The sequence below is a fragment of the Priestia sp. FSL R5-0597 genome (assembly GCF_038006305.1).
GTDB classification, from domain to species: Bacteria; Bacillota; Bacilli; order Bacillales; family Bacillaceae_H; genus Priestia; species Priestia zanthoxyli.
In genome coordinates, this window is the sequence record NZ_JBBOUZ010000001.1 from 4258582 (window position 1) to 4280130 (window position 21549).

A 21549-nucleotide genomic window follows, 5' to 3' on the forward strand; every position below is an offset into this window, starting at 1 on the left:
GAGCGCATTTATAACAGAAGTTCAGAGAAAAATGAAAAGAAGTGCAAGGAAACATTTTCAGTTCCTCCATTTTGTATAAAAAAACACCTTTAACACATACTGTTACGTGTTAAAAGGTGTTTTGTTAAATGGTCTGCTTCATCTTATCCGCTAAATCTAAAAGCTCTTTGGCATGCTCCTTCGTTAAGCTTGTAATTTCAGCTCCTGCAATCATTCGACCAATTTCTTTTACTTTTTCATCAAGAGTTAATGGAAGAACAGATGTCGTTGTACGATCACCTTTTATCTCTTTAGCAATAAAGAGATGAGTATCTGCCATAGCTGCTACCTGCGGCAAATGAGATATGCAAAGAACCTGCGAATCAACGGAAATGGCATGTATTTTTTCACCGATCGATTGAGCTACTCTTCCACTTACGCCTGTATCAACTTCATCAAAGATAATGGACGTCACGCCTTGATGCTTAGAGAAGATGCTCTTTAACGCCAGCATGATCCTTGACAGTTCTCCGCCTGATGCTACTTTCGCAAGAGGCTTTAACGGTTCACCAGGGTTGGTAGAAATATAAAACTCTACGTTGTCAATGCCGTCTTTGGTGAATTTTATTCTTTCGCCATTTACTTCAACGTCATTTTTACCTGCATTTACGACAGAGAATTTAATTTGAAATACGGTTTTAGCCATATAGAGTTCTTGAAGCTCATGATGGATGCTGTCCGTTAACTCCTGAGCAAGTTTTTTTCGAATAGCTGAAACGTTGTTAGCTTCTACTAATAAATCCTGTGCTACGCTGTTTAACTGTTCTTTGATCTTGCTCACGTGCGTATCTCGATTTTCAATACGATCAATTTCATCTTCAATTTGCGCTGCATATTCTAGAATTTCATCTACACTTTGACCGTATTTACGCTTTAAATGATTAATTTCATTTAAACGCGCTTCAATAAAGTCTAAGCGTTTCGGATCAAATTCTAATAAATCTAGCTGCTGACGAATTTTATAAGATGCGTCTTCTAACTGATAGAAGCTCGATGAAATAATCTCCGAAATTTCGGCATAGTTTTTTTCCAGTGACGAAATATCCTCCGTATGATTCATTGCTACGCCTACCCAATCCAGACCTTGATGTTCACCGTGCAGCGCATTGTACGCATCGTTTAGCGACGTATAGATCTTTTCAAAGTTGGAAATCTTCAAACGCTCTTCATTTAGTTCCTCGTCTTCATTGAGCTGCAAATTTGCGGCTTTGATTTCATCTAATTGAAATTGAATAAGATCGAGGCGATGTGCCATCTGCTGCTCATTTTCAGTTAATTGATCCAACTGCTTTTTTAGCGACGTATACCTCGAAAATACCTCTCGATACTCCGTCAAAGCCTCTTCTACTTTTTCTCCTCCATATTGATCAAGAAGAGTTAAGTGACGATCTTGATTCATTAAATCTTGGTGCTCGTGCTGTCCATGTATATCAATTAACGTCTGTCCGACTTCACGTAGGATAGCTAACGTTACGAGCTTCCCATTGATACGGCAAATACTTTTCCCATTTGTAGTGATATCTCGGCGAAGCACAATCATTCCATCTTCCACTTCCAAACCGACTTGTTTGGCTTTTTCGTGACTCGGATGCTGTTCTTCATCAAATAAGAAAAGCCCTTCAATTTCGGCTCTGTCTGTTCCATGGCGGACAAACTCCGAAGAGCCTCTTCCACCTACTAACAATGAAATGGCATCAATAATAATCGACTTTCCCGCTCCTGTTTCGCCTGTTAATACCGTTAAGCCTTTTTCAAATGAAACAGAAAGTTCATCAATAATCGCAAAGTTTTTAATGGATAATTCAGCTAACAACCTGCTTCACTCACCTTTATAACATTTCTAAGAATCGGTCTGATATAATTTGCGTATCTTCAGGAGTACGGCAAATAATCAAACATGTATCGTCTCCACAAATTGTTCCTAATATTTCATCCCAGTCCAAATGATCAATTAATGCGCCAATCGCATTTGCGTTTCCCGGCAATGTTTTCATCACCAGCATATGCCCGGCTGAATCAATTTTTACAAATGCGTCCATAAGAGAGCGCTTTAACTTTTGTAAGGGATTAAAACGCTGATCTGCAGGCAAGCTGTATTTGTATCGTCCATCCATCAAAGGCACTTTGACTAAGTGCAGTTCTTTAATATCACGAGAGATTGTTGCCTGTGTTACATTAAAACCTTGGTTTTTTAAAATATCTACCAATTCATCCTGTGTTTCAATATCATTATTCGTGATAATGTCACGAATTTTAATATGTCTTTGCCCTTTATTCATGTTGGCACCTCACATTAATATGTAATCTTCTTTTTGTTTTGTTGTTTATAAGTCTTTCACTAATTAAGTATCATAATGTGTTCAACTTGATTATGCACCTTTTGTATAAAGAGTCATAATCAAATCGCCAATGCTAAGTTTTTGCTTAACATTGGCCATTATTACTTTTTCTCTTTTAACGTCTTATGTGCTTCTTCGACCACTTCACGCACAGTAAGCGGAGCTTGATTTTCACCAAGTTCACGCTCGCCTTTCCAGCTCAGATGAAGAAGAAATTCGATATTTCCATCTCCTCCTGTTATCGGTGAATACGACATGTTATATACATCGTATCCTTGACGAAGGGAGAAATCCACCATTCCTTGAAGGACTTCTTCATGCACTTTTGAGTCACGCACGATTCCTTTTTTCCCAACTTGCTCTCTTCCAGCCTCAAACTGTGGCTTAACAAGTGCAACAACATCGCTGTATGGAACAAGAAGTGTTTTTAACACAGGGAGAATGAGTCTTAAGGAAATAAACGATACATCAATAGAAGCGAATTCAGGCAAGCCTCTTGATAAATCAGCTGGTGTCACATAACGGAAATTTGTTCGTTCCATTACTTCTACTCGCTCATCTTGACGAAGCTTCCAAGCTAGCTGATTATAGCCTACGTCTAGCGCATAGGACATCTTCGCTCCATTTTGAAGCGCACAATCGGTAAAGCCTCCAGTAGAAGAACCAATATCAATCATGATTTTATCCGCTACATGGACATTAAATTCTTTAATCGCTTTTTCAAGCTTAAAGCCGCCTCTGCTGACGTAAGGCATCACTGCACCTTTAATTGTCAGCGGCGTATCGCGTTCAATTTTCTCTCCCGGCTTATCCAAACGAACTTCATTCGCATAAACAAGTCCTGCCATCACTGTACGCTTTGCTTTTTCTCTTGTTTCAATCAAACCTCGTTCTACTAATAATACATCTACTCGTTCTTTTTTTGTCACTTAACTTCAAGCCTCTTTTGTGTTGGTGTTACGAGTTTTTTAACTCGATTTATAATCTCTTCTTTGGTTAAGCCAATTTCTTCTAAAAGTTTTGTTACGCTGCCGTGCTCGATAAAGCGATCTGGAATACCCATACGTTCAACGCGAGTATCATAATAGCCGTGCTCTGATGCAAACTCTAACACCGCACTTCCAAAACCGCCTTGAAGTACCGCTTCTTCCACCGTAATCACAGGCTTATTCGTTTGGAAAATCTCGTGAAGCATTTTTTCATCCAGCGGTTTAATAAAACGAGCATTGACCACTTTGACGCTGATTCCTTGCTTCTCAAGTTCTGCTGCTGCATCCATCGCCATTGAAATCGTTGTACCAAACGTTAAAATGGTTGTATCCGAACCTTCTTTTAATACGTCCCATGTACCGATCGGAATGTTTTTCAGTTCTGAATCTAGTTCAACACCTAATCCGTTTCCTCTCGCATAGCGCATCGCAATCGGACCTTCTTCATAAGTCAAAGCAGTGTGAACCATGTGCTGACCTTCATTCTCGTCTTTTGGCATCATAATAACAAGGTTAGGCAAATGACGTAAAAACGCAATGTCAAATACACCTTGGTGCGTTTCACCATCAGCACCTACTAGTCCAGCTCGATCAATCCCAATAAATACATTTAGCTTCTGACGGCAAATATCATGAACCACTTGATCGTATGCACGCTGTAAAAACGTCGAATAAATAGCTAAAAAGGGCTTCATATTTTGAGTTGCAAGACCAGCGGCCATTGTTGTTGCATGCTGCTCTGCAATCCCAACATCAAACATGCGATGCGGAAACTCTTTTTGAAACGCTTCAAGTTTTGAACCTACAGGCATTGCTGGCGTTACTGCTACGATACGCTCATCTTCTCTAGCCATTTTCAATACCGTATCACTTACTAATTTACTCCAAGCAATCGGAACATTTTTGTCTTTAATAAAGTCACCGGACTCAATTTTGTAAGGGCCTGTACCATGCCACGCTCCGCTTTTATCGCTTTCCGCTGGCAAGTACCCTTTCCCTTTTTTCGTAATCACATGAATAAGTACCGGTCCTTTTGTTTTCTTTGCATATTGTAACGTTTCCAATAAATCGTCATAGCTATGGCCGTCAACCGGTCCTAAATACGTAAAGCCAAGATCTTCAAAGAACATGCCTGACACAACCATGTACTTTAGGCCATCTTTTACACGTTCTGCCGTTGCCGCGAGCTTACCGCCTACCGCAGGCACTTTTTTCAGTAGAACTTCAAGCTCATCTTTTACCCAGTTGTATTTGCCCGCCGTGCGCAAACGCCCCAGAATGCTGTGTACAGCCCCGACGTTAGGAGCGATAGACATTTCATTGTCATTTAAAATAACGGTCATATCCGTTTGCTCGTGCCCGATGTGGTTAAGCGCTTCAAGAGCCATACCACCTGTTAAAGCTCCGTCACCAATGATAGGAACAATGTGAGCTTTTGTTTTTTGCAAATCTCTTGCAGCAGCCATTCCCATTGCGGCTGAAAGAGATGTAGAACTATGTCCCGTTTCCCATACATCATGCTCACTTTCATCTCGCTTTGGAAAACCGCATAATCCTTTATATTGACGGATTGTATCAAACTCTCCCGCTCGTCCTGTTAAAATTTTATGGACATACGACTGATGCCCGACGTCCCATAAAAATTTATCTTTTGGACTGTCGAACACTTTATGGAGTGCAAGCGTTAACTCAACAACCCCTAAATTTGGCCCTATATGACCACCAGTTGCAGAAAGCTTTGTAATTAAAAAACGACGAATCTCTTCACTTAGTTCTTCTAATTGTGTTACTGACATTTTCTTTAAAAACTCAGGATTTTTTATCGTTGTAAGATCCAAGGTGGATCACTCACTTTCGTACTTGTTATAAAGTTACCTTAATACATTGTCTATTGTTTTATACGTATAGTCAATTTTTAGTATTTCCTTATTACTTACAATACCTTTGATATTCTATCAGTAAACCAGTGATATTCAAAGGAAAATAGTGAAAAAATAGCCGCTAACACAAATGTGATAACGGCCACCAAGATATTGTATATGTCTTTCAAACCTATGCACTACGCTTTTATACAGTAGTAAAATCATTATAGCATAGCCCCTATTGGGACTCAATCTTATTTTACTGTATCACTCAAAAAACCTGACAGAAATCGTCATTAACTATCACGTTTTGCTATATATAAACAAATTTCTTCTAGTAATCCGTGCTTAATTTGAGCTTGACGTAACGAGAGAAGTGCTTGTTCAACATGATACTGTAACTTTTCTTTGGCCGCTTCCATACCTAATAAAGAAGGATATGTCGTTTTTTCATTTTCTGTATCACTGCCAATTGGCTTTCCTAACTTTTCTTCAGACCCTTCCACATCCAAGATATCATCTTGAATTTGAAACGCTAACCCTACATGCTTACTGAATTCTTCTAATAATTCTTGCTGTAGAGGCGTAGCTTTTGCAAGAATTGCTCCTGCTTTTACACAGAATCCTAGCAGCTTCCCCGTTTTATGAAGATGAATATATTCAAGCTCATCTAGCGTGAGCTGCTTTTTTTCACCTTCCATATCTGCAACCTGTCCGCTGATCATACCTTCTGTTCCGCTTGCTTTTACCAGTTCTGTAATGAGCTGAAGTTTCATATGTGATGTAATTTCAGGATGTACCGCTTCAGAAATGAGCTGAAAGCTATTTGTTAAAAGAGCATCTCCAGCTAATATAGCCGTTGCTTCGCCGTACACCTTGTGATTTGTCGGTTTACCTCTTCTTAAGTCGTCATCATCCATACTAGGTAAATCATCATGAATGAGCGAATATGTATGAATCATTTCCACTGCACAGGCTGTTTCTAATCCCATGCTCTCGTCTTTTCCAAATGCATGTAGCGTTGCAAACAACAGCACTGGGCGAAGTCGCTTTCCTCCTGCCGTAAGCGAGTAAAGCATGGATTCCTTTAAGTTAACCGGAGCATGTAATGCCTTTACCACTTCAGGCAAGCGTGTTTCTACTCGATCTTTTGTAAAAGAAATATACTCTTTTAAATTCATTTCATTCACCATCACTCTTCCTCCTGTACCGAGAATGGCTCAAGCGTTCCGTCTTCACGTAAAATAGTTTCCATTTGCTTTTCAATATGCTGAAGACGATCGTGACAGAATTTTGAAAGAGTCATTCCTTCTTGGAATTGTTGAATTGCTTCTTCTAAAGGCACGTCGCCTTCTTCTAGCTTGTTTACGATGGTTTCTAACTGCTCCATCGCCTCTTCAAACGTATACTCTTTATTTGTCGCCATTTTTCATCGCTCCTCTATTTTCGAAACTTCACACTGCAACTGTCCATCGGTCAAACGAACGTTTACCACATCACCTTTGGATACTTGTTTGGTTGATTTAATTAACTCTTTTTCTTTATCGTATACTAAGCTGTAGCCTCTTTCCATTGTTTTTAATGGACTAAGCGTATGTAATTTTGACGTTGCCGTGGCAAATAAAAGCTGTTTTTGCTTTAGCAGCTGCTGCATCTCTTTTGTCAGCATTTTCGTCAGCTGCTGTTGACGGTCTGCCGCTTTCGTTAACTGATGCTCGGGGTGATTGCGCAACAAAGCGGCTGTTAGCTGCTCGTAGTTCGTCCGTTTATGCTCAATGTACCTTCTACCTTCACGATAAAAACGCTCCATCAGCTGATCTAACTGCTGCTCTTTTTGCTCGACCAACTTTTGAGGGTAACGAAAAGCATATGATTTCTGAGATCGTTCAAGCCTGCGGCTACTAGACTGAAGCATCTCTTTCATCGAACGAAGAAGACGGATATTTCGCTGAGTCAATCTTTCTGTAATTTCACTGATATGAGGTACGGCCAGCTCCGCAGCACCCGTTGGAGTAGGGGCTCGCAAATCTGCTACAAAGTCTGCAATTGTAAAATCGGTTTCATGTCCAACCGCTGAAATAACGGGAATAGTAGAAGTGAAAATTGCACGAGCTACGCTTTCTTCGTTAAACGCCCAAAGCTCTTCAATTGACCCGCCGCCGCGGCCGACAATTAATACGTCTGCTTCTTTACGACGGTTTGCTTCTTCAATTGCCTTGATGATAGACGGTGCCGCATTCACTCCTTGAACAAGAGCGGGCATAACAATAATGTTCGCGTTATATCTGCGCTTTAATGTCGTAATAATATCACGTACGGCGGCTCCAGTAGGAGATGTAATCACACCTATTGTTGTTGGATACTTCGGAAGTTTTCGTTTTCTAGCATGATCAAACAAGCCTTCTTTTTCCAGCTTTTTTTTCAGCTGTTCGTAGGCCAAGTATAAGTTTCCAACGCCGTCAGGCTGCATTTCTTTTACGTACATTTGATAATTTCCGCTTGGTTCATAAACCGAAATTTCAGCTCGAATCAGTACATTCATTCCTTCTTCAGGCTGAAAATTAAGCTGACGGTTATGCCCAGCAAACATAACGGCTGCGATGCGAGCATTTTGATCTTTTAAGGTGAAATACATATGTCCTCGACTATGACGTTTAAAGTTAGAAATTTCTCCTTTAATCCATACATCTTGCATGTGAGGGTCTACGTCAAACTTGCGCTTGATGTATCGTGTAAGAGCCGTAACGGTTAGATAACGCACTTCACTCATCATTTTGCCTCCTTTGCAGTCACCCTCTCCCCTTTATATAAAGGAGAGAAGCATTTTAGTCACTTGATTTGGCAAGATGAACGTTTATTTAGATAAAGTTGTTAACACTTTAGACAATACGCCGTTGATAAACTTGCTTGATTGATCATCGCCAAATGTTTTTGCTAATTCAATCGCTTCATTTAACGTAACGCTCGTAGGAATTTCTTCTTCATACTTCATTTCGTATACGGCAATACGCAGGATTACGCGGTCTACAGTAGCTACGCGGTCTAACGTCCATTTTTCTAAATGATTGCGTAAAAGTTCATCAATTTCTTGCTGATGCTCAACTACACCTAGCACAAGACTTTCTAAAAATTGATCAGACTTTTCGTTTTGTACAACATTTCCGATTGCCTCCATTGGCTCGGTTTGCCCTAAATCATGCTGAAATAGTGCTTGTAATGCTTTTTGGCGTGCTGTATGTCTTTTCATTATTTTTGCTCCTTTATTTATCTTCTTCAACTAGTATACCTAGATAATAGCATAGTTTATGAAACGATACTTGATTGTTCTTATACGAAGTTTGTAGAACACGAAAAAGACCGTCTTTATGACGAGACAGTCTTTTTCACTTTACCATAGCTTGTGTTGAAAAGGAACAAGTAATCATACGTTATTCCATTTTAGCAACAGCCGTTAGGTAAACGTTTGTTTTATTCAACTTCTTCAATATCAGTTTTTTGCGTATCAAACTGAATCCCTACGATATGAATGTTTACTTCATCGAGATCAATAGCTGTCATATTTTTAAGGGCTTGACGAATGTTATCTTGTACTTGCTGCGCTACGTTTGGAATAGACACACCAAACTTCATCATACAAAACACGTCTACTTTTATCCCGTTTTCTGTTAAGTCCACTTTTACACCTTTACCGTGGTTTTTCTTTCCTAGTTTCTCCACAACGCCAGCTGCAAAATTTCCTCTCATTGCAGAAACGCCTTCTACTTCAGAAGCAGCAATACCCGCAATGACTTCAATAACCTCAGGAGCAATTTCTACTTTGCCAAGAGAATTTGGGTGTTCTTCCATTTCTAATACATGATTTTCATTCATGTACAGCACCTCCTATAGTTTATATTATACTAAGAATTCATTACGTCATATAGCTCAAGAAACTTCGTGTTGAATTCACCGCTAACAAATTTTTCATGATTTAATAGCTTTTGGTGAAAAGGAATAGTGGTCGCAACGCCATCGATAACAAATTCATCTAACGCGCGCTTCATTCGTTCAATAGCTTCCTCACGAGTTGGCGCATGAACAATCAATTTAGCCACCATTGAATCATAGTAAGGTGGGATTGCATAGCCCGGGTATGCAGCAGAGTCTACGCGCACTCCGTAGCCACCTGGCGGCAAGTACATTTGAATCGTACCTGGTGATGGCATAAAGTTTTTCTCTGGGTTTTCTGCGTTGATTCGGCACTCAATTGCCCATCCGTTAAACGTCACTTCTTCTTGCGTAAACGGTAAAGTTTCACCATTTGCCACGTTGATTTGTTCTTTAATTAAGTCAACTCCTGTCACCATCTCTGTAACAGGATGTTCTACTTGGATACGCGTATTCATTTCCATGAAGTAAAATTTGTTTTCACGATAATCATAAATGAATTCCACGGTTCCGGCTCCTGTGTAATTAACGGCTTGAGCGGCTTTAACAGCAGCGTCGCCCATTAATTCACGCGTTTTTTCGTCCAACGCTGGAGAAGGCGTTTCTTCAATTAATTTTTGAAGACGGCGTTGAATCGAGCAATCACGCTCTCCTAAATGTACAGTATTTCCATGAGAATCAGCCAACACTTGGATCTCAACGTGACGGAAATCCTCAATGAACTTTTCAATGTACACACCAGGGTTACCGAAAGCTGTAGCAGCTTCTTGCTGCGTAATTGTAATACCTTTAATAAGCTCTTGTTCATTTTTCGCAACGCGGATTCCTTTTCCTCCGCCTCCTGCCGTTGCTTTAATAATAACAGGATAGCCAATATCATTAGCGATTGACATACCGTCTTCCACTGACTCTACAATTCCAGTAGAACCAGGAACAATTGGGACACCGGCTTCACGCATCGTTTCTCTCGCTACGTCTTTTGTTCCCATTTTGTTAATGGCTTCAGGACTTGGTCCTACAAATGTAACGTTACACTCTCTGCATAGCTCTGCAAAATCAGCGTTTTCAGCTAAAAAGCCGTATCCAGGGTGAATAGCGTCACAGCCCGTTAGCATCGCAACACTCATAATGTTTGTAAAGTTTAAATAGCTGTCTTTAGATGACGTTGGTCCAATACAATACGCTTCGTCTGCTAATTGTACATGCAAAGAATCGCGATCAGCTTGAGAATGAACAGCTACTGATTCTACACCTAACTCTTTACACGCTCGAATAATTCGAACCGCAATTTCTCCTCGATTCGCAATTAATAGCTTTTTAATCATATTTACCGCTCCTTATTCAGGCTTTACTAAGAAAAGAGGTTGACCGTATTCTACAAGTTGTCCATTTTCAACTAATACGTCAACGATTTCACCTTTAACTTCTGCTTCGATTTCATTAAATAATTTCATTGCTTCTACGATACATACAACCGAATCTTTTTGTACTTTATCTCCAGGCGTTACGTATACATCTGTTTCTGGCGATGATGACGCATAGAATGTCCCTACCATCGGAGATGTAATTTTATGTAAGCTTTCATCAACCGCTGGGGCCGCTTGTTCTTCTTTTGGCTGTGCAGACTGTGCTGCCGGGGCTGGCGCTGGAGCCGCTGCTGCCTGCGGTGCAGGTGCTGCTGCTTGTTCAGGTGCCGAAACCACTACTTGCTGCGCTTGTTTGGAAACAATTGCGTCTTTTTTCTTCATCTTGATTTTGGAGCCTTCGTGCTCATAGGTGAACTCCTCGATTGATGATTGATCAACTAGTTTAATGATCTCACGGATCTCTTGAATTTTTAACATATTGAACACTCCTACCTCATGAAAATAGAATTCTCTACAATGTTAATAATACGATAAATGGCTACAGCCATTCAATTCGTTTGGCAAACATTAAAAAGAAGTTCCACTTACTCTATAATAACTTTTTAGCGTTATTGTTTTATAAATGGAAACATAGCTTTACAGATGACAATACTTATGAAAACATTTGTCACCTAGTACTAATATAAGATTATGAAACCTATTATAACCGAAGTAAAAAAAGAAAGCCATGTTAAAATTTTTCCCGTCTCGCTTAGATTTTAGTCATTTCATAAAAAAAGAAGTGTAAACAACCCCAATTTGCGGCTGTTTTACACTTCTTTTATTCCCTTTATTTAGTTGGCTGAAACTCTACCGCTACTTCTTTTGGACCCATTTCTTTTTTGACTAGCTGAATGATTTGATTGGCTTTTGTTTTTGAGTGTTTTTCTGTCTTAACGGTAATTTGCACTTGTTTTCCATCTGCTCTTACTAGCGCGTCGCTGTATCCTTTTGCTTTAATTAATGTTTCCAGCGTTGCTTCTTTTTCCCCGAGCTTTGATAATTCATCGATTTTATCCATCGCTTTGCTTACTTCTGCAGGCGTTACATTTTTTGATGCCGCTACTTCCTGATACTCTTCTTTCAGCTGACTTCTTTCATCATTTAATTCCAAGCGGAGCGCCGTAAATAGCTCGTCGCTATCTGTGCTTGATACAACCGCTGATTCTTTTGCATTTTTAGCCGTTTCCTTTTTTACATCTTCTGCTGAGCCTTCGGTTTTTGAATCTTCTTTTGTTCCTGATTTCTCATCTGCCTGTTGTTTTGTATCTTCTGCAGGAGCCTTGTCATCAGCCTGTTTTTCGCTTTGTTTTTCATTGTCTACTAGCGCAACATTACTCTGAGGATTTTCTGGCGTTGTCATATAGTACACCGATAACACAACAACTAAACTTAACATTGTTAATAACCAAACCGTTTGCTTTTTTAATAACATATTCATTTCCCCCTCATCCTTTTTTCGCTAATACTGCTACTCTATGACTTGGTATATCGAGCGCTCTTGTCACGGCTTCAATAATAGATTTCTTTACCTCGATATTATCAGCTCCTTTAGCGACAACTAACACACCTCTGACTTTTGGCTTTTCGGTTTTGACTACAACAGGCTTTTCTTGTTCTCCACTTCTTACAATGACCAGCTGTTCATCTGTTGAGGAATCTTCAACTTTACGAGTCCCTCCTTCACGGTCCGTCTCGTTGGTCGTTTGCGATTTTGTCACGCTATTTTTTTCATATATTTTGGATTCTGTTGCATCTAGGTTCACAATTACTTTTACCTTACTTACGCCTCTAACTTGATCTAAAATATCTTTCAATTCTTCCTCATACCGCTCTTCATAACCTGTCATCGTTGTTGTCTTTTTGGAGCTAAAAGCGGGAACATCCTGTGATACGGGTGGTGCGCTGGTTTCTTTGCTTGCACTCTTTAATAATCCGCCTGAATTCATAGATGTTGTGAGTGAGTTGCTAAATACCATAAAGATAACGCCTGCAGCTAGTAAAATACCTATATACATTAACTTTGAAGGTTTCTTCGTAGTTGATGACTGTTTAAGTGAAAAGAACCGCTGAAAAAATGATGGGTCACCTTTTTCTGGCTTTTGACTCATTTCGTGTCTCCCTCCTCCATATTCACAACAACTTGGCCTTGTTTTACATCCCATTTTGCTGCTAAATAGTTGGATAATTTCTTGGATTCTGTTGGTTTGTTTGTTTCGATCGGTGTGGAGGTATCAATAGAAATAACTTTCACAGCTGAAACAACCTCGGAATCACCCGATGCTTTTTTACTTACGGCAACTGAAATGGATTTAATATTATCAGCGGTAGGTTCGTCGTTCGGCTTTTTTGTTTCAATGTGAATTCGATCAATTGCTACACCATACTGATCCATCAACTCCTCTTTTACATCTGCCTCCATTTGGACAGCCATTTGTTCTAAAATATATGCACGTTGTGAAGCTTGTATTTCTTTTTTCTGATTTTCTATTGAATTTTCTACCTGTTGATCGGATCGAATAGATGATAAGCTAAGTGATTTCAGCATTTGATTAACATCCACTTTAAAAATTTGAAAAACGGGTGTAATAATAATCAGCATCAAAAGAAGTCCAACCACCAGCTTCGTATACTTTTGAAAACTAGAATTGGGCAACAGTAAATTAATAATGGTAGCTAATAAGATAAAAAGAACGATATTCGTAATCCACGTCGTTAAGGCCTGCAATTTCTTCACCTCACCATCATTGTGACGTTGCTCGCTGTAATGATGACCGTTAAACATAAGAAAAACATAAGCGAGACAACAGCAAGCGCCGCAAAAATATAGATGACGCTTTTGCTGATAATGCTCAAGCAGGAAATAACCGGTCCTCCTCCAATGGGTTGAAGAAGAGCTGCTGCTAGCTTATAGATAAAAGCGAGCGTTAACACTTTAATAGCCGGAAATGCGACGATTAACAGTAAGACTGCTACTCCAGCAATCCCTACTGAATTCTTTAATAGAAGCGAGGCACTGATGACTGTATCAGCCGCATCTGTGAACACACGTCCTACAACAGGTATAAAGTTCCCTGTGACGAACTTTGCCGTTCGAATCGTAATACCGTCAGCAACAGCTGATGTGGCACCTTGGACGGATAGCACACCTAAAAAAACAGTTAGGAATATTCCAAGCACGCCAATGCTTATATTTCTCAACAGCTGAGCAAGCTGTGTAACCTTATGCTCATCTGAAATCGTACTCACAATGCTAAGCAGTGCTGAAAGAAAAAGCAGCGGCATCACTACGTATTGAATAAGCAAACCGCTGGTGTTCATTAAAAACAAAATCATCGGATGAAAAAAGGCTGCCGATACAACTCCTCCTGATGATGCCATTAAGGCAAGCAGCAGCGGCACCAGAGCTAAAATGAATTTGGTCATGGTCTCGATCGCTCCTGTTGCATAAGAAATAGCAATTTGAAAACTATTAAGAGCAATGATGATCAAAACCATATATACAAGCGCATACGCTACTTTACTTACGGTTTGCTGATTAAACGCACTTTGGAGCGTTTGCAAAAACACGCTAAAAACCGTTAGCATAATGAGTGTACCGAGGAGCTTTCCATTCGCTAATACTTCGTGAAATAAAAACTTTACAAGACCTCCTAGCCATTCTTTAAGAGAGAACTCTTTTTCTCCTTTTAAAAAATCGACTAAACTTCCCTTCTGACTCTCGGGTAAAAAGCCGCCGTATTGGGTAATAATATCGTCCCAAAACTGTTTGACTTCATCGATACCGAGCTTATCAATTTGTTCATTGACAAGTTCTTGCTGCTTCGGGGGTTCGGAAGCTTGTACATTTTCTGGAAAGAAAAAAAAGAGGAACAAAAGAAGAGCGAGTATATTCACTTTAAACGTCCACCGCTTCATTTCGTCACCTCATATTAAGTAAAATTAATTGGGCAGCATTGAAATAATCGTTTCAATAATGACCGTCAAAATAGGAATTGCCATGGAGAGAATCAGCACTTTTCCACCTAATTCAATTTTAGAAGCAATGGCACCTTGTCCTGCATCTTTCGTAATTTGAGCACCAAATTCGGCGATATAGGCAATACCAATGATTTTCAAAATGGTTTCCACATAAATCATGTTAACGTGAGCATTGATCGACAGCCGCTCGACCATCTTAATAATCTCGTAGATTTGATCAATTAAAAAAAGAAAGATCACGGATCCCACGAATACGACAAGTAAAAAAGCAATAGGTGATTTATGTTCTTTTAAAATGAGTGCCAAAAATGTCGCTACTAATCCTAAGCCCACAATTTGAAGCATTTCAATGGCAAATCACCCCTCTACCCTTGAAATAAAAAAACCGATTTGATTTTTTGAAATAAGTCCTCCACAATCGAAGCAACCATAAATAAAATATAAATAAAACCGATGAGGGTAACCCAATTCGCGTAATCTTTTTTTCCCATCTGTTCGAGTACGGTGACTAAAAAAGCTACGACGATACCAATCCCAGCAATCTGAAAAATGGTGTTCATATCAATTCCCACATTCAATCCTCCTCCATCGCTACATCAATAGGATGACCAGTAGCAATCCAGATAGAAAGCCTAAACTTTTAACCATTTTTTCATAGCGATTCTGCTTATCAACTGCATCTTGTTCTTCGCGTTCGAGATGGTTCAGCGTCAGCAAAATATGCTTTTGCTGCGAATAACGATCATGCTGACCAAGCGTTTCACCAAATTGTTTTAAGATTTCCAGTTCTCCTGTTTTAAGTGCGGTTTGTTTCCAAAATTGGTCCAACGTCTTTTCCCAAGCTTCCTTGACACTTTCAGTACCTTCTTTTAATTTCATTGAAAACTCACTAAATAAAGAAGCTAAAGGGTTAGGAAGCTGTAGAGATAACAAATGAGCAACTTCTTGAAGAGGCCGGTTGCTATACATAATTTCCGCTTCTAACGACCGAAGAGCCGTTTTTAATTGCCTGAGCTGCCTAGGTCTTTCGCTAAGCTGCTTTGCAAACTCAAATCCTGTGTAAGTGGAAGCAAATAAGATAAAGATGGCACCAAACAGTTTCATACACCATCACCCTTTACTATTTTCAATAAGCGACTTTTCAGCGGTCAATTTCATGGAGTTATAATGCTCATCATAGATAGCCTGAAGTGTTCCAGGACCTCGGCTGTTCGATAGCACAACATACCTTTTAAATACGTGAAGTTTCATTAAAGCTTTCAAAGTGGGACGCTTCATTAAATCGTCAATGTCATACCCATGAACAGTCATAATGACACGAACACCAGCATTAACGGCTTCAAGTACGGCCTTACAATCTTCTTCACTTCCAACTTCATCCACGATCAGTACATCGGGACTCATGGAGCGAATCATCATCATCATGCCTTCAGCTTTCGGACAGCTATCTAATAAATCCATTCTAGATCCGAATGTATGCTGAGGAACCCCTTTAACAGCCCCAGCAATTTCTGATCGTTCATCTACAATCCCTACTTTAAACGGAGGAATCTTAGAGCGCTCTATGCCAGTGCTTATTACTCTGGCTAAATCACGAATCATGGTTGTTTTTCCTGTTTGAGGAGGTCCTATAATGACCGTACTTTGCCAATAGCGATTGTATAAAAAAGGAATAAGCTGATTCGAAATGCCAATCTTTTGTTTAGCAATCCGGATATTAAAGGATGATACATCACGAATCACACGAACCTGTCCATTTTCCGTTACAACTTTTCCCGCTAGTCCAACCCGGTGTCCGCCTTCAATGGTGACATATCCTTTTTTTAATTCTTCTTCAATCATATAAATCGAAAACTGGCTTAGTTTATTTAAGATAAATAAAGCATCTTCTGCACTTGGAAGATACGATTCGAAATAAGGCTGATTGTTGATTGTAAATTCGACAGGTCTTCCTATGCGCACTCGAATTTCTTCTAGCACATGAGAATGGTTTGTGACATAAAATTCAACAGTCTTTTTTAAATTAGGCGGAAAAATTGCAAGTATTTCGTTTAACATATTCATCCCCTCATATTTGAACTCACTTCAATGTATTATGAGCTTGACCATTTTATGCCTACCTTTTATTTAAAAACACCGATTAAAATGAAGAGCACTCCTATTACAATCATGATTAATTTTCCAAAAGATAATTGATCTGCTACGGACACTAAACCAATGGTGAAAGAACTCACCATTACAATCGGACCAACAAGCGCTAGCATTCCATTAATCATTAACGCTTTTTTCACATCATTGTTTGTGACAATTAAAATAGCGGCAATAAACTCAATAAATGAAGAAATAAATCGAAGGCACGCCATCGTTAATACCGTACCGTTTAAATGATCCAACCACTGCTTCATAAGCCCCTCCTATATCTCTGCGTTGTTTAGTACAACCTATGCAAAATAAGGAAGGGTTAGCACAAAAAAACACACAAAAAAGGCAGAGAATCATTCTCTGCCTTTTTCGTGTGTTTGCAGCTTGCTTACACGACCGAATTACGCGCGTGATACGTAGCTGCTGTCTGTTGTGTTAATAATTAATACGTCGCCTTCATTTACGAAGAAAGGAACGTTTACTGTTAAACCAGTTTCAACAGTTGCTGGTTTTGTACCGCCAGAAGCTGTGTCACCTTTAATACCAGGTTCAGTTTCTGTTACTTTAAGCTCAACTGTGTTTGGAAGTTCAACACCTAATGTCTCACCTTGATACATCATAATTGCGACTTCCATATTTTCTTTTAAGAATTTTAGCTCATATTCAATTGCACTCGCCGGAAGCTCTAATTGCTCATAAGACTGGTTGTCCATGAATACGTGCTGATCGCCGCTTGCATATAGATATTGCATTTTACGATTATCAATTTGAGCTTTTCCTACCTTTTCACCTGCACGGAACGTTTTTTCTTGCACAGCTCCTGTACGAAGGTTACGTAGTTTTGAGCGAACGAATGCAGCGCCTTTACCAGGCTTTACGTGTTGGAAATCCATTACACGCCAAATACCCCCGTCTACTTCTACTGTCAAACCTGTACGAAAATCATTTACTGAAATCATGAAGAAATCCTCCTACATTTTATAAAATAATGAACTCTTTTGATGAGTGCGATAATGCCTCATTACCTTCTGCTGTGACGACCGTATCATCTTCAATACGAACGCCCCCTAAGTCTGGTATGTAAATACCTGGTTCAACGGTTACAATCATACCTGGCTGCAGTACATCTGTAGATTTCACAGAAAGCGATGGGCCTTCGTGTACTTCTAACCCTACGCCGTGACCGGTCGAATGTCCAAAATACTGGCCGTATCCGTGTTCTGTAATATAATCACGCGTTAGCGCATCTGCTTCTTTACCCGTCATACCTGCTTTGATACCGTTCATTCCGTTAAGCTCTGCTTGCAGTACGACATTATAAATTTCTTTTAGCTTATCACTTACTTCACCGACGGCAAATGTTCGTGTGATATCTGAACAGTAACCATTATAGTATGCGCCAAAATCAAGCGTTACAAGTTCGCCTTTTTCAATTACTTTGTCAGAAGCAACACCATGCGGTAAAGCCCCGCGATGCCCTGAAGCAACAATTGTATCAAAAGATGAAGATGTTGCGCCTTGTTTTCTCATAAAGAACTCCAGTTCATTCGATACTTGAAGCTCTGTTAAACCAGGACGAACAAAGGTTAAAATATGTTCATATGCTGCATCTGCTATTTTTGCAGCTTCCTTTAATATCTTAATCTCTGAGTCACTCTTTATCAAGCGTAAGTTTTCGATTGCGTGCGAGATTGGAACAAGTTCCGCGCCGATATGCTTATCAAATAATTGATGCTGTCCATATGTAACATAATTCTGTTCAAAACCAAGCTTTTTAATTCCAAATTGTTTCACTACATTCGCTACTTCTTCTACAATAGGACCCTTGTGCTGAACGATATCAAAACCTTCTGTTTGACTAGTTGCTTGTTCAACATAACGAAAATCTGTTACAAATGCCGCTTTGTCTTCAGAAATGATAACGACACCAGCAGATCCTGTAAAATTGGTCATATAGCGTCTGTTATATTCACTTGTAACGACAACACCGTCTACATTCAACTTTGAAAACTGTTCGCGTAGTTTTTCGATTTTCATTTTATTTCCCCCTTAATTGTAAAAGTGCCTGCAGAGCAAGCTCGTATCCGTATAAACCTAACCCGACAATTTGACCATGCGTAACAGGTGCCGTCACCGAATGGTGGCGAAACTCTTCACGCTTATGTACGTTCGAAATATGCACTTCAATAACAGGAACAGATATACTGGCAATCGCATCTCGAATGGCATAACTGTAGTGAGTAAAAGCACCAGGATTGATCATAATCCCATCAAACTTCTCATCCGCTTCGTGAATCCAGTCGATAATTACACCTTCGTGATTAGACTGTACGCACTCAACTTCTACCCCATGGTCTCTGCCTGCTCGCTGAAGCTTCTCTTCAAGATTTTGAAGATTATCTGTCCCATATACCGCTGGTTCGCGTACGCCTAAACGGTTTAAATTAGGACCGTTTATTACTAAAATCTTATTCATCTTATTTCAACACTCTCCCCTACTACGAACCCTTTATGCAGCTCACTTGTGTGAATTTACACTTTATTTTTCTTTTTAAATCATTATATAGAATATATTAGCATACGTTGGAACATTCACACTACTTATTCGCCGTTTGAAAATCTGTAGATTCATCTTTTGTTTGAAGCTCTGCCGCTTCAAAAGAAATGGAATATCCGATGAATACACCATATAAAATATAAATACAGAGGGATGAAATAATTGTGTTAGCTGGAAGCTCTCCAATTGTTTTCAAGTTAGGAAAGAGCGGATTCAAAACAACGAATACGATTGCCCACCATAATAAGCCGTAAGCAAAACCTATCCAAATTGTTTTAAACTTCTTTAATAGGACGTAGTATAACAACCCGACAACAATAGATAATACCCCTATGAGAAAAATACTGACGATAACACCTATTCCTTTATCCTTCCAATTACCTAATGCCCATGGATCTAAAAGCATATTTGGATTGATAACACTAAAGCTAAACAGATAATTTAAATAGCCAATAAAGCTCCAGAAAACCCCTCCAAAAAAGGAAATAAAGATGGCTTTAAATAAAAAAGATATTTCCTGTTTATGCGTAGGTTGGTTATCCTGTTTTTTTTCATGCTGTTCTTTAGGTTCTGACATATTAATCACCTCTTGATGTAGTATGAACTTTTTTCTCATTTCCTACCGACTCATTTCTAAGTTTTTACGTTTATTACTCTTCCTATACGCAAGAAGGGCGCCTGATATCGCAGAGACATTTTAAAACTACTTCGCACAGAGTTTCATAAACAAATTTTATAAATGAAAGGAAAAAAATTCATATGAAGGGTGTGGAGATGAAAAATATTGGCTAAACTAGATAACATGCATCCGCCTAGAGGTTTATTTGATTTTGCTGTAGAATATAAAATACTAAGAAGTCTAGTCTAGTTAAGTTAGGTTGGTGCCTGAAATGTCTAAATTACAAAAACCTGCGTATGGTGGTCAAGCCGTTATAGAAGGTGTCATGTTCGGTGGCAAACGTATGATGGTGACGGCTATTCGCCGCAAAGATCAATCTATTGATTATTTTCATTCAAAAAGAAAATCAAATTCCGTACTCACTGCTTTTAAAAAAATTCCTTTTTTACGAGGAATTGCTGCTATTGTTGAAGCCAGTGCAAACGGTACGCAGCACTTGAACTTTTCCTCTGAACGCTATGACGTGAATCCAGAAGATGATGCTCAAGTAGCAGCAGAACAACAAAAAGAGAAAAAAGAATCAAAACTATCTTTAATATTTGGCGTTGCAACTATTGGTGTAATATCCTTTCTTTTCGGGAAAGTACTATTTACATTGATTCCTGTGTTTTTAGCACAATTGACACGTCCTGTTTTCACTTCAAGTGTAGCTCAAGTTTTTATTGAAGGAGTATTTAAACTATTATTGCTCCTTGGCTATATTTATGTGATTTCACAAACGCCACTTATTAAACGGGTGTTTCAATATCATGGAGCAGAACACAAGGTCATTAATGCATATGAAAACAATGCTGAACTTACGGTAGAAGCCGTTCAAGCACAATCTCGACTTCATTATCGCTGCGGAAGTAGCTTTATCCTCTTTACCGTAGTTGTAGGAATGTTTGTCTACCTACTAGTTCCAACGGATCCTCTTTGGTTACGAATTGTGGATCGCCTTGCATTAATTCCAGTTGTCCTTGGTTTATCATTTGAAGTGTTACAGTTAACCAATAAAGTTCGTCATGTCCCTCTTCTTCGCTTTTTAGGTTATCCCGGTTTATGGCTTCAGCTTTTAACAACCAAAGAACCAAAAGATGATCAAGTTGAAGTTGCGATTGCTTCATTTAAAGAACTTTTACGCGTTGAAAATGAACTTTCTTCTACCACTGACGAACAAGTTGTCTAATCCACACCGTTTTGCTTTCTTTTTTTACTATTTTAGGAGGTGAACAAAATGAGACGTCCATTCGTGAAACCACTTGTATATGGTCTAATCGGGTTAGGAGTCATTGGCTTTGCATTTACGTTGATTACAGATCCAGCTGTTTTATTACGTCAAGCAGGTTATATTTTTCTGTTTATCATTTTGTTTTACTTAGTTTATCGGTTTATTCTCCGCCCTTCTCAGACAAAAGGTCAAGATAGAGGCTATGTGCGCGCAGTAAAGCAATCGAAACTGCGTCAAAAAGAAAAAGAGCGAGGAAGCAACAAAGTTGATATGCATACGTACCGAAGCTCAAATAAGCGCCCGGTATCCAAATCAACGAAACCGCTAAAGAAAAAGAAAAACAACTCACACTTGACCGTCATCGAAGGTAAAAAAGGAAAAAAGAAAAATAGAGCATTCTTTTAAAAAAACAAGGAGA

The 21549-nt window shown here is 39.2% G+C and carries 26 protein-coding genes; 2 read left to right on the forward strand and 24 right to left on the reverse strand.

The window, feature by feature from the left end; translation table 11 throughout:
* Positions 1-124: 124 nt before the first annotated feature.
* The 24 genes from recN to MKX72_RS22595 form a co-directional block, all read right to left on the reverse strand.
* Entirely contained in the window at positions 125-1852 is a 1728-nt protein-coding gene (gene recN, locus MKX72_RS22480) for a DNA repair protein RecN (protein WP_028411588.1), read from the reverse strand.
* A gap of 16 nt (positions 1853-1868) precedes the next feature.
* Positions 1869-2318, reverse strand: coding sequence for a transcriptional regulator AhrC/ArgR (ahrC, locus tag MKX72_RS22485; RefSeq protein WP_013059136.1), 450 nt, complete (start codon positions 2316-2318; stop codon positions 1869-1871).
* A gap of 161 nt (positions 2319-2479) precedes the next feature.
* Entirely contained in the window at positions 2480-3307 is an 828-nt protein-coding gene (locus MKX72_RS22490; protein ID WP_028411589.1) for a TlyA family RNA methyltransferase, read from the reverse strand.
* The gene (dxs, locus tag MKX72_RS22495; RefSeq protein ID WP_033579712.1) at positions 3304-5205 is read right to left on the reverse strand and encodes a 1-deoxy-D-xylulose-5-phosphate synthase; all 1902 of its coding nucleotides are present in this window, start codon (positions 5203-5205) and stop codon (positions 3304-3306) included. The genes MKX72_RS22490 and dxs overlap by 4 nt, the downstream gene beginning before the upstream one ends.
* 320 nt (positions 5206-5525) lie before the next feature.
* A complete protein-coding gene (locus MKX72_RS22500; RefSeq protein ID WP_033579711.1) occupies positions 5526-6422 on the reverse strand; it encodes a polyprenyl synthetase family protein in 897 nt (298 codons plus the stop codon).
* Positions 6422-6655 (reverse strand): exodeoxyribonuclease VII small subunit, encoded by a 234-nt coding sequence (locus MKX72_RS22505; RefSeq protein ID WP_013059140.1) that lies wholly within the window; start codon positions 6653-6655, stop codon positions 6422-6424. The genes MKX72_RS22500 and MKX72_RS22505 overlap by 1 nt, the downstream gene beginning before the upstream one ends.
* Positions 6656-6658: 3 nt before the next feature.
* Entirely contained in the window at positions 6659-7999 is a 1341-nt protein-coding gene (gene xseA, locus MKX72_RS22510) for an exodeoxyribonuclease VII large subunit (RefSeq protein ID WP_034271010.1), read from the reverse strand.
* An 84-nt stretch (positions 8000-8083) separates the two neighbouring features.
* Positions 8084-8476, reverse strand: a complete 393-nt coding sequence (gene nusB, locus MKX72_RS22515) for a transcription antitermination factor NusB (protein WP_013059142.1) — start codon at positions 8474-8476, stop codon at positions 8084-8086.
* Positions 8477-8697: 221 nt separating this feature from the next.
* The gene (locus tag MKX72_RS22520) at positions 8698-9099 is read right to left on the reverse strand and encodes an Asp23/Gls24 family envelope stress response protein (RefSeq protein ID WP_013059143.1); all 402 of its coding nucleotides are present in this window, start codon (positions 9097-9099) and stop codon (positions 8698-8700) included.
* Positions 9100-9128: 29 nt separating this feature from the next.
* Positions 9129-10481: an acetyl-CoA carboxylase biotin carboxylase subunit gene (gene accC, locus MKX72_RS22525; protein WP_028411593.1), complete on the reverse strand. Its 1353-nt coding sequence runs from the start codon at positions 10479-10481 to the stop codon at positions 9129-9131.
* A gap of 12 nt (positions 10482-10493) precedes the next feature.
* Positions 10494-11000, reverse strand: coding sequence for an acetyl-CoA carboxylase biotin carboxyl carrier protein (gene accB, locus MKX72_RS22530; RefSeq protein WP_098112938.1), 507 nt, complete (start codon positions 10998-11000; stop codon positions 10494-10496).
* A gap of 352 nt (positions 11001-11352) precedes the next feature.
* Positions 11353-12003 (reverse strand): SpoIIIAH-like family protein, encoded by a 651-nt coding sequence (locus tag MKX72_RS22535; protein ID WP_223268967.1) that lies wholly within the window; start codon positions 12001-12003, stop codon positions 11353-11355.
* A 7-nt stretch (positions 12004-12010) separates the two neighbouring features.
* Positions 12011-12673 carry a stage III sporulation protein AG gene (spoIIIAG, locus tag MKX72_RS22540; protein ID WP_013084996.1) on the reverse strand — a complete coding sequence of 221 codons (663 nt, stop codon included), beginning with the start codon at positions 12671-12673 and terminating at the stop codon, positions 12011-12013.
* Positions 12670-13299: a stage III sporulation protein AF gene (spoIIIAF, locus tag MKX72_RS22545; RefSeq protein ID WP_224980536.1), complete on the reverse strand. Its 630-nt coding sequence runs from the start codon at positions 13297-13299 to the stop codon at positions 12670-12672. Before spoIIIAF ends, spoIIIAG begins: the two co-directional genes overlap by 4 nt.
* The gene (spoIIIAE, locus tag MKX72_RS22550) at positions 13296-14480 is read right to left on the reverse strand and encodes a stage III sporulation protein AE (RefSeq protein WP_013059149.1); all 1185 of its coding nucleotides are present in this window, start codon (positions 14478-14480) and stop codon (positions 13296-13298) included. The genes spoIIIAF and spoIIIAE overlap by 4 nt, the downstream gene beginning before the upstream one ends.
* 24 nt (positions 14481-14504) lie before the next feature.
* Entirely contained in the window at positions 14505-14888 is a 384-nt protein-coding gene (spoIIIAD, locus tag MKX72_RS22555) for a stage III sporulation protein AD (protein ID WP_013059150.1), read from the reverse strand.
* Between the two features lie 20 nt (positions 14889-14908).
* The gene (gene spoIIIAC, locus MKX72_RS22560) at positions 14909-15115 is read right to left on the reverse strand and encodes a stage III sporulation protein AC (protein ID WP_013059151.1); all 207 of its coding nucleotides are present in this window, start codon (positions 15113-15115) and stop codon (positions 14909-14911) included.
* A gap of 19 nt (positions 15116-15134) precedes the next feature.
* A complete protein-coding gene (gene spoIIIAB / locus MKX72_RS22565; RefSeq protein ID WP_028411597.1) occupies positions 15135-15647 on the reverse strand; it encodes a stage III sporulation protein SpoIIIAB in 513 nt (170 codons plus the stop codon).
* A 6-nt stretch (positions 15648-15653) separates the two neighbouring features.
* Complete coding sequence (spoIIIAA, locus tag MKX72_RS22570) at positions 15654-16601, reverse strand: stage III sporulation protein AA (protein WP_047749845.1); 948 nt, start codon at positions 16599-16601, stop codon at positions 15654-15656.
* A 65-nt stretch (positions 16602-16666) separates the two neighbouring features.
* On the reverse strand, positions 16667-16948 hold the full coding sequence (locus tag MKX72_RS22575) for a YqhV family protein (RefSeq protein ID WP_028411599.1): 282 nt from the start codon (positions 16946-16948) through the stop codon (positions 16667-16669).
* 138 nt (positions 16949-17086) lie between these two features.
* Complete coding sequence (gene efp / locus MKX72_RS22580) at positions 17087-17644, reverse strand: elongation factor P (protein ID WP_013059155.1); 558 nt, start codon at positions 17642-17644, stop codon at positions 17087-17089.
* Positions 17645-17663: 19 nt separating this feature from the next.
* The gene (locus tag MKX72_RS22585) at positions 17664-18722 is read right to left on the reverse strand and encodes a M24 family metallopeptidase (RefSeq protein WP_033579709.1); all 1059 of its coding nucleotides are present in this window, start codon (positions 18720-18722) and stop codon (positions 17664-17666) included.
* A 1-nt stretch (position 18723) separates the two neighbouring features.
* Complete coding sequence (aroQ, locus tag MKX72_RS22590) at positions 18724-19161, reverse strand: type II 3-dehydroquinate dehydratase (RefSeq protein ID WP_013059157.1); 438 nt, start codon at positions 19159-19161, stop codon at positions 18724-18726.
* A 121-nt stretch (positions 19162-19282) separates the two neighbouring features.
* The gene (locus tag MKX72_RS22595; RefSeq protein ID WP_033579707.1) at positions 19283-19819 is read right to left on the reverse strand and encodes a YqhR family membrane protein; all 537 of its coding nucleotides are present in this window, start codon (positions 19817-19819) and stop codon (positions 19283-19285) included.
* A gap of 313 nt (positions 19820-20132) precedes the next feature.
* Between MKX72_RS22595 and MKX72_RS22600 the strand changes: the two genes are divergently transcribed.
* Positions 20133-21089 carry a DUF1385 domain-containing protein gene (locus MKX72_RS22600; protein ID WP_028410652.1) on the forward strand — a complete coding sequence of 319 codons (957 nt, stop codon included), beginning with the start codon at positions 20133-20135 and terminating at the stop codon, positions 21087-21089.
* A 48-nt stretch (positions 21090-21137) separates the two neighbouring features.
* The gene (locus MKX72_RS22605) at positions 21138-21536 is read left to right on the forward strand and encodes an SA1362 family protein (protein ID WP_013059160.1); all 399 of its coding nucleotides are present in this window, start codon (positions 21138-21140) and stop codon (positions 21534-21536) included.
* Positions 21537-21549 lie beyond the last annotated feature (13 nt).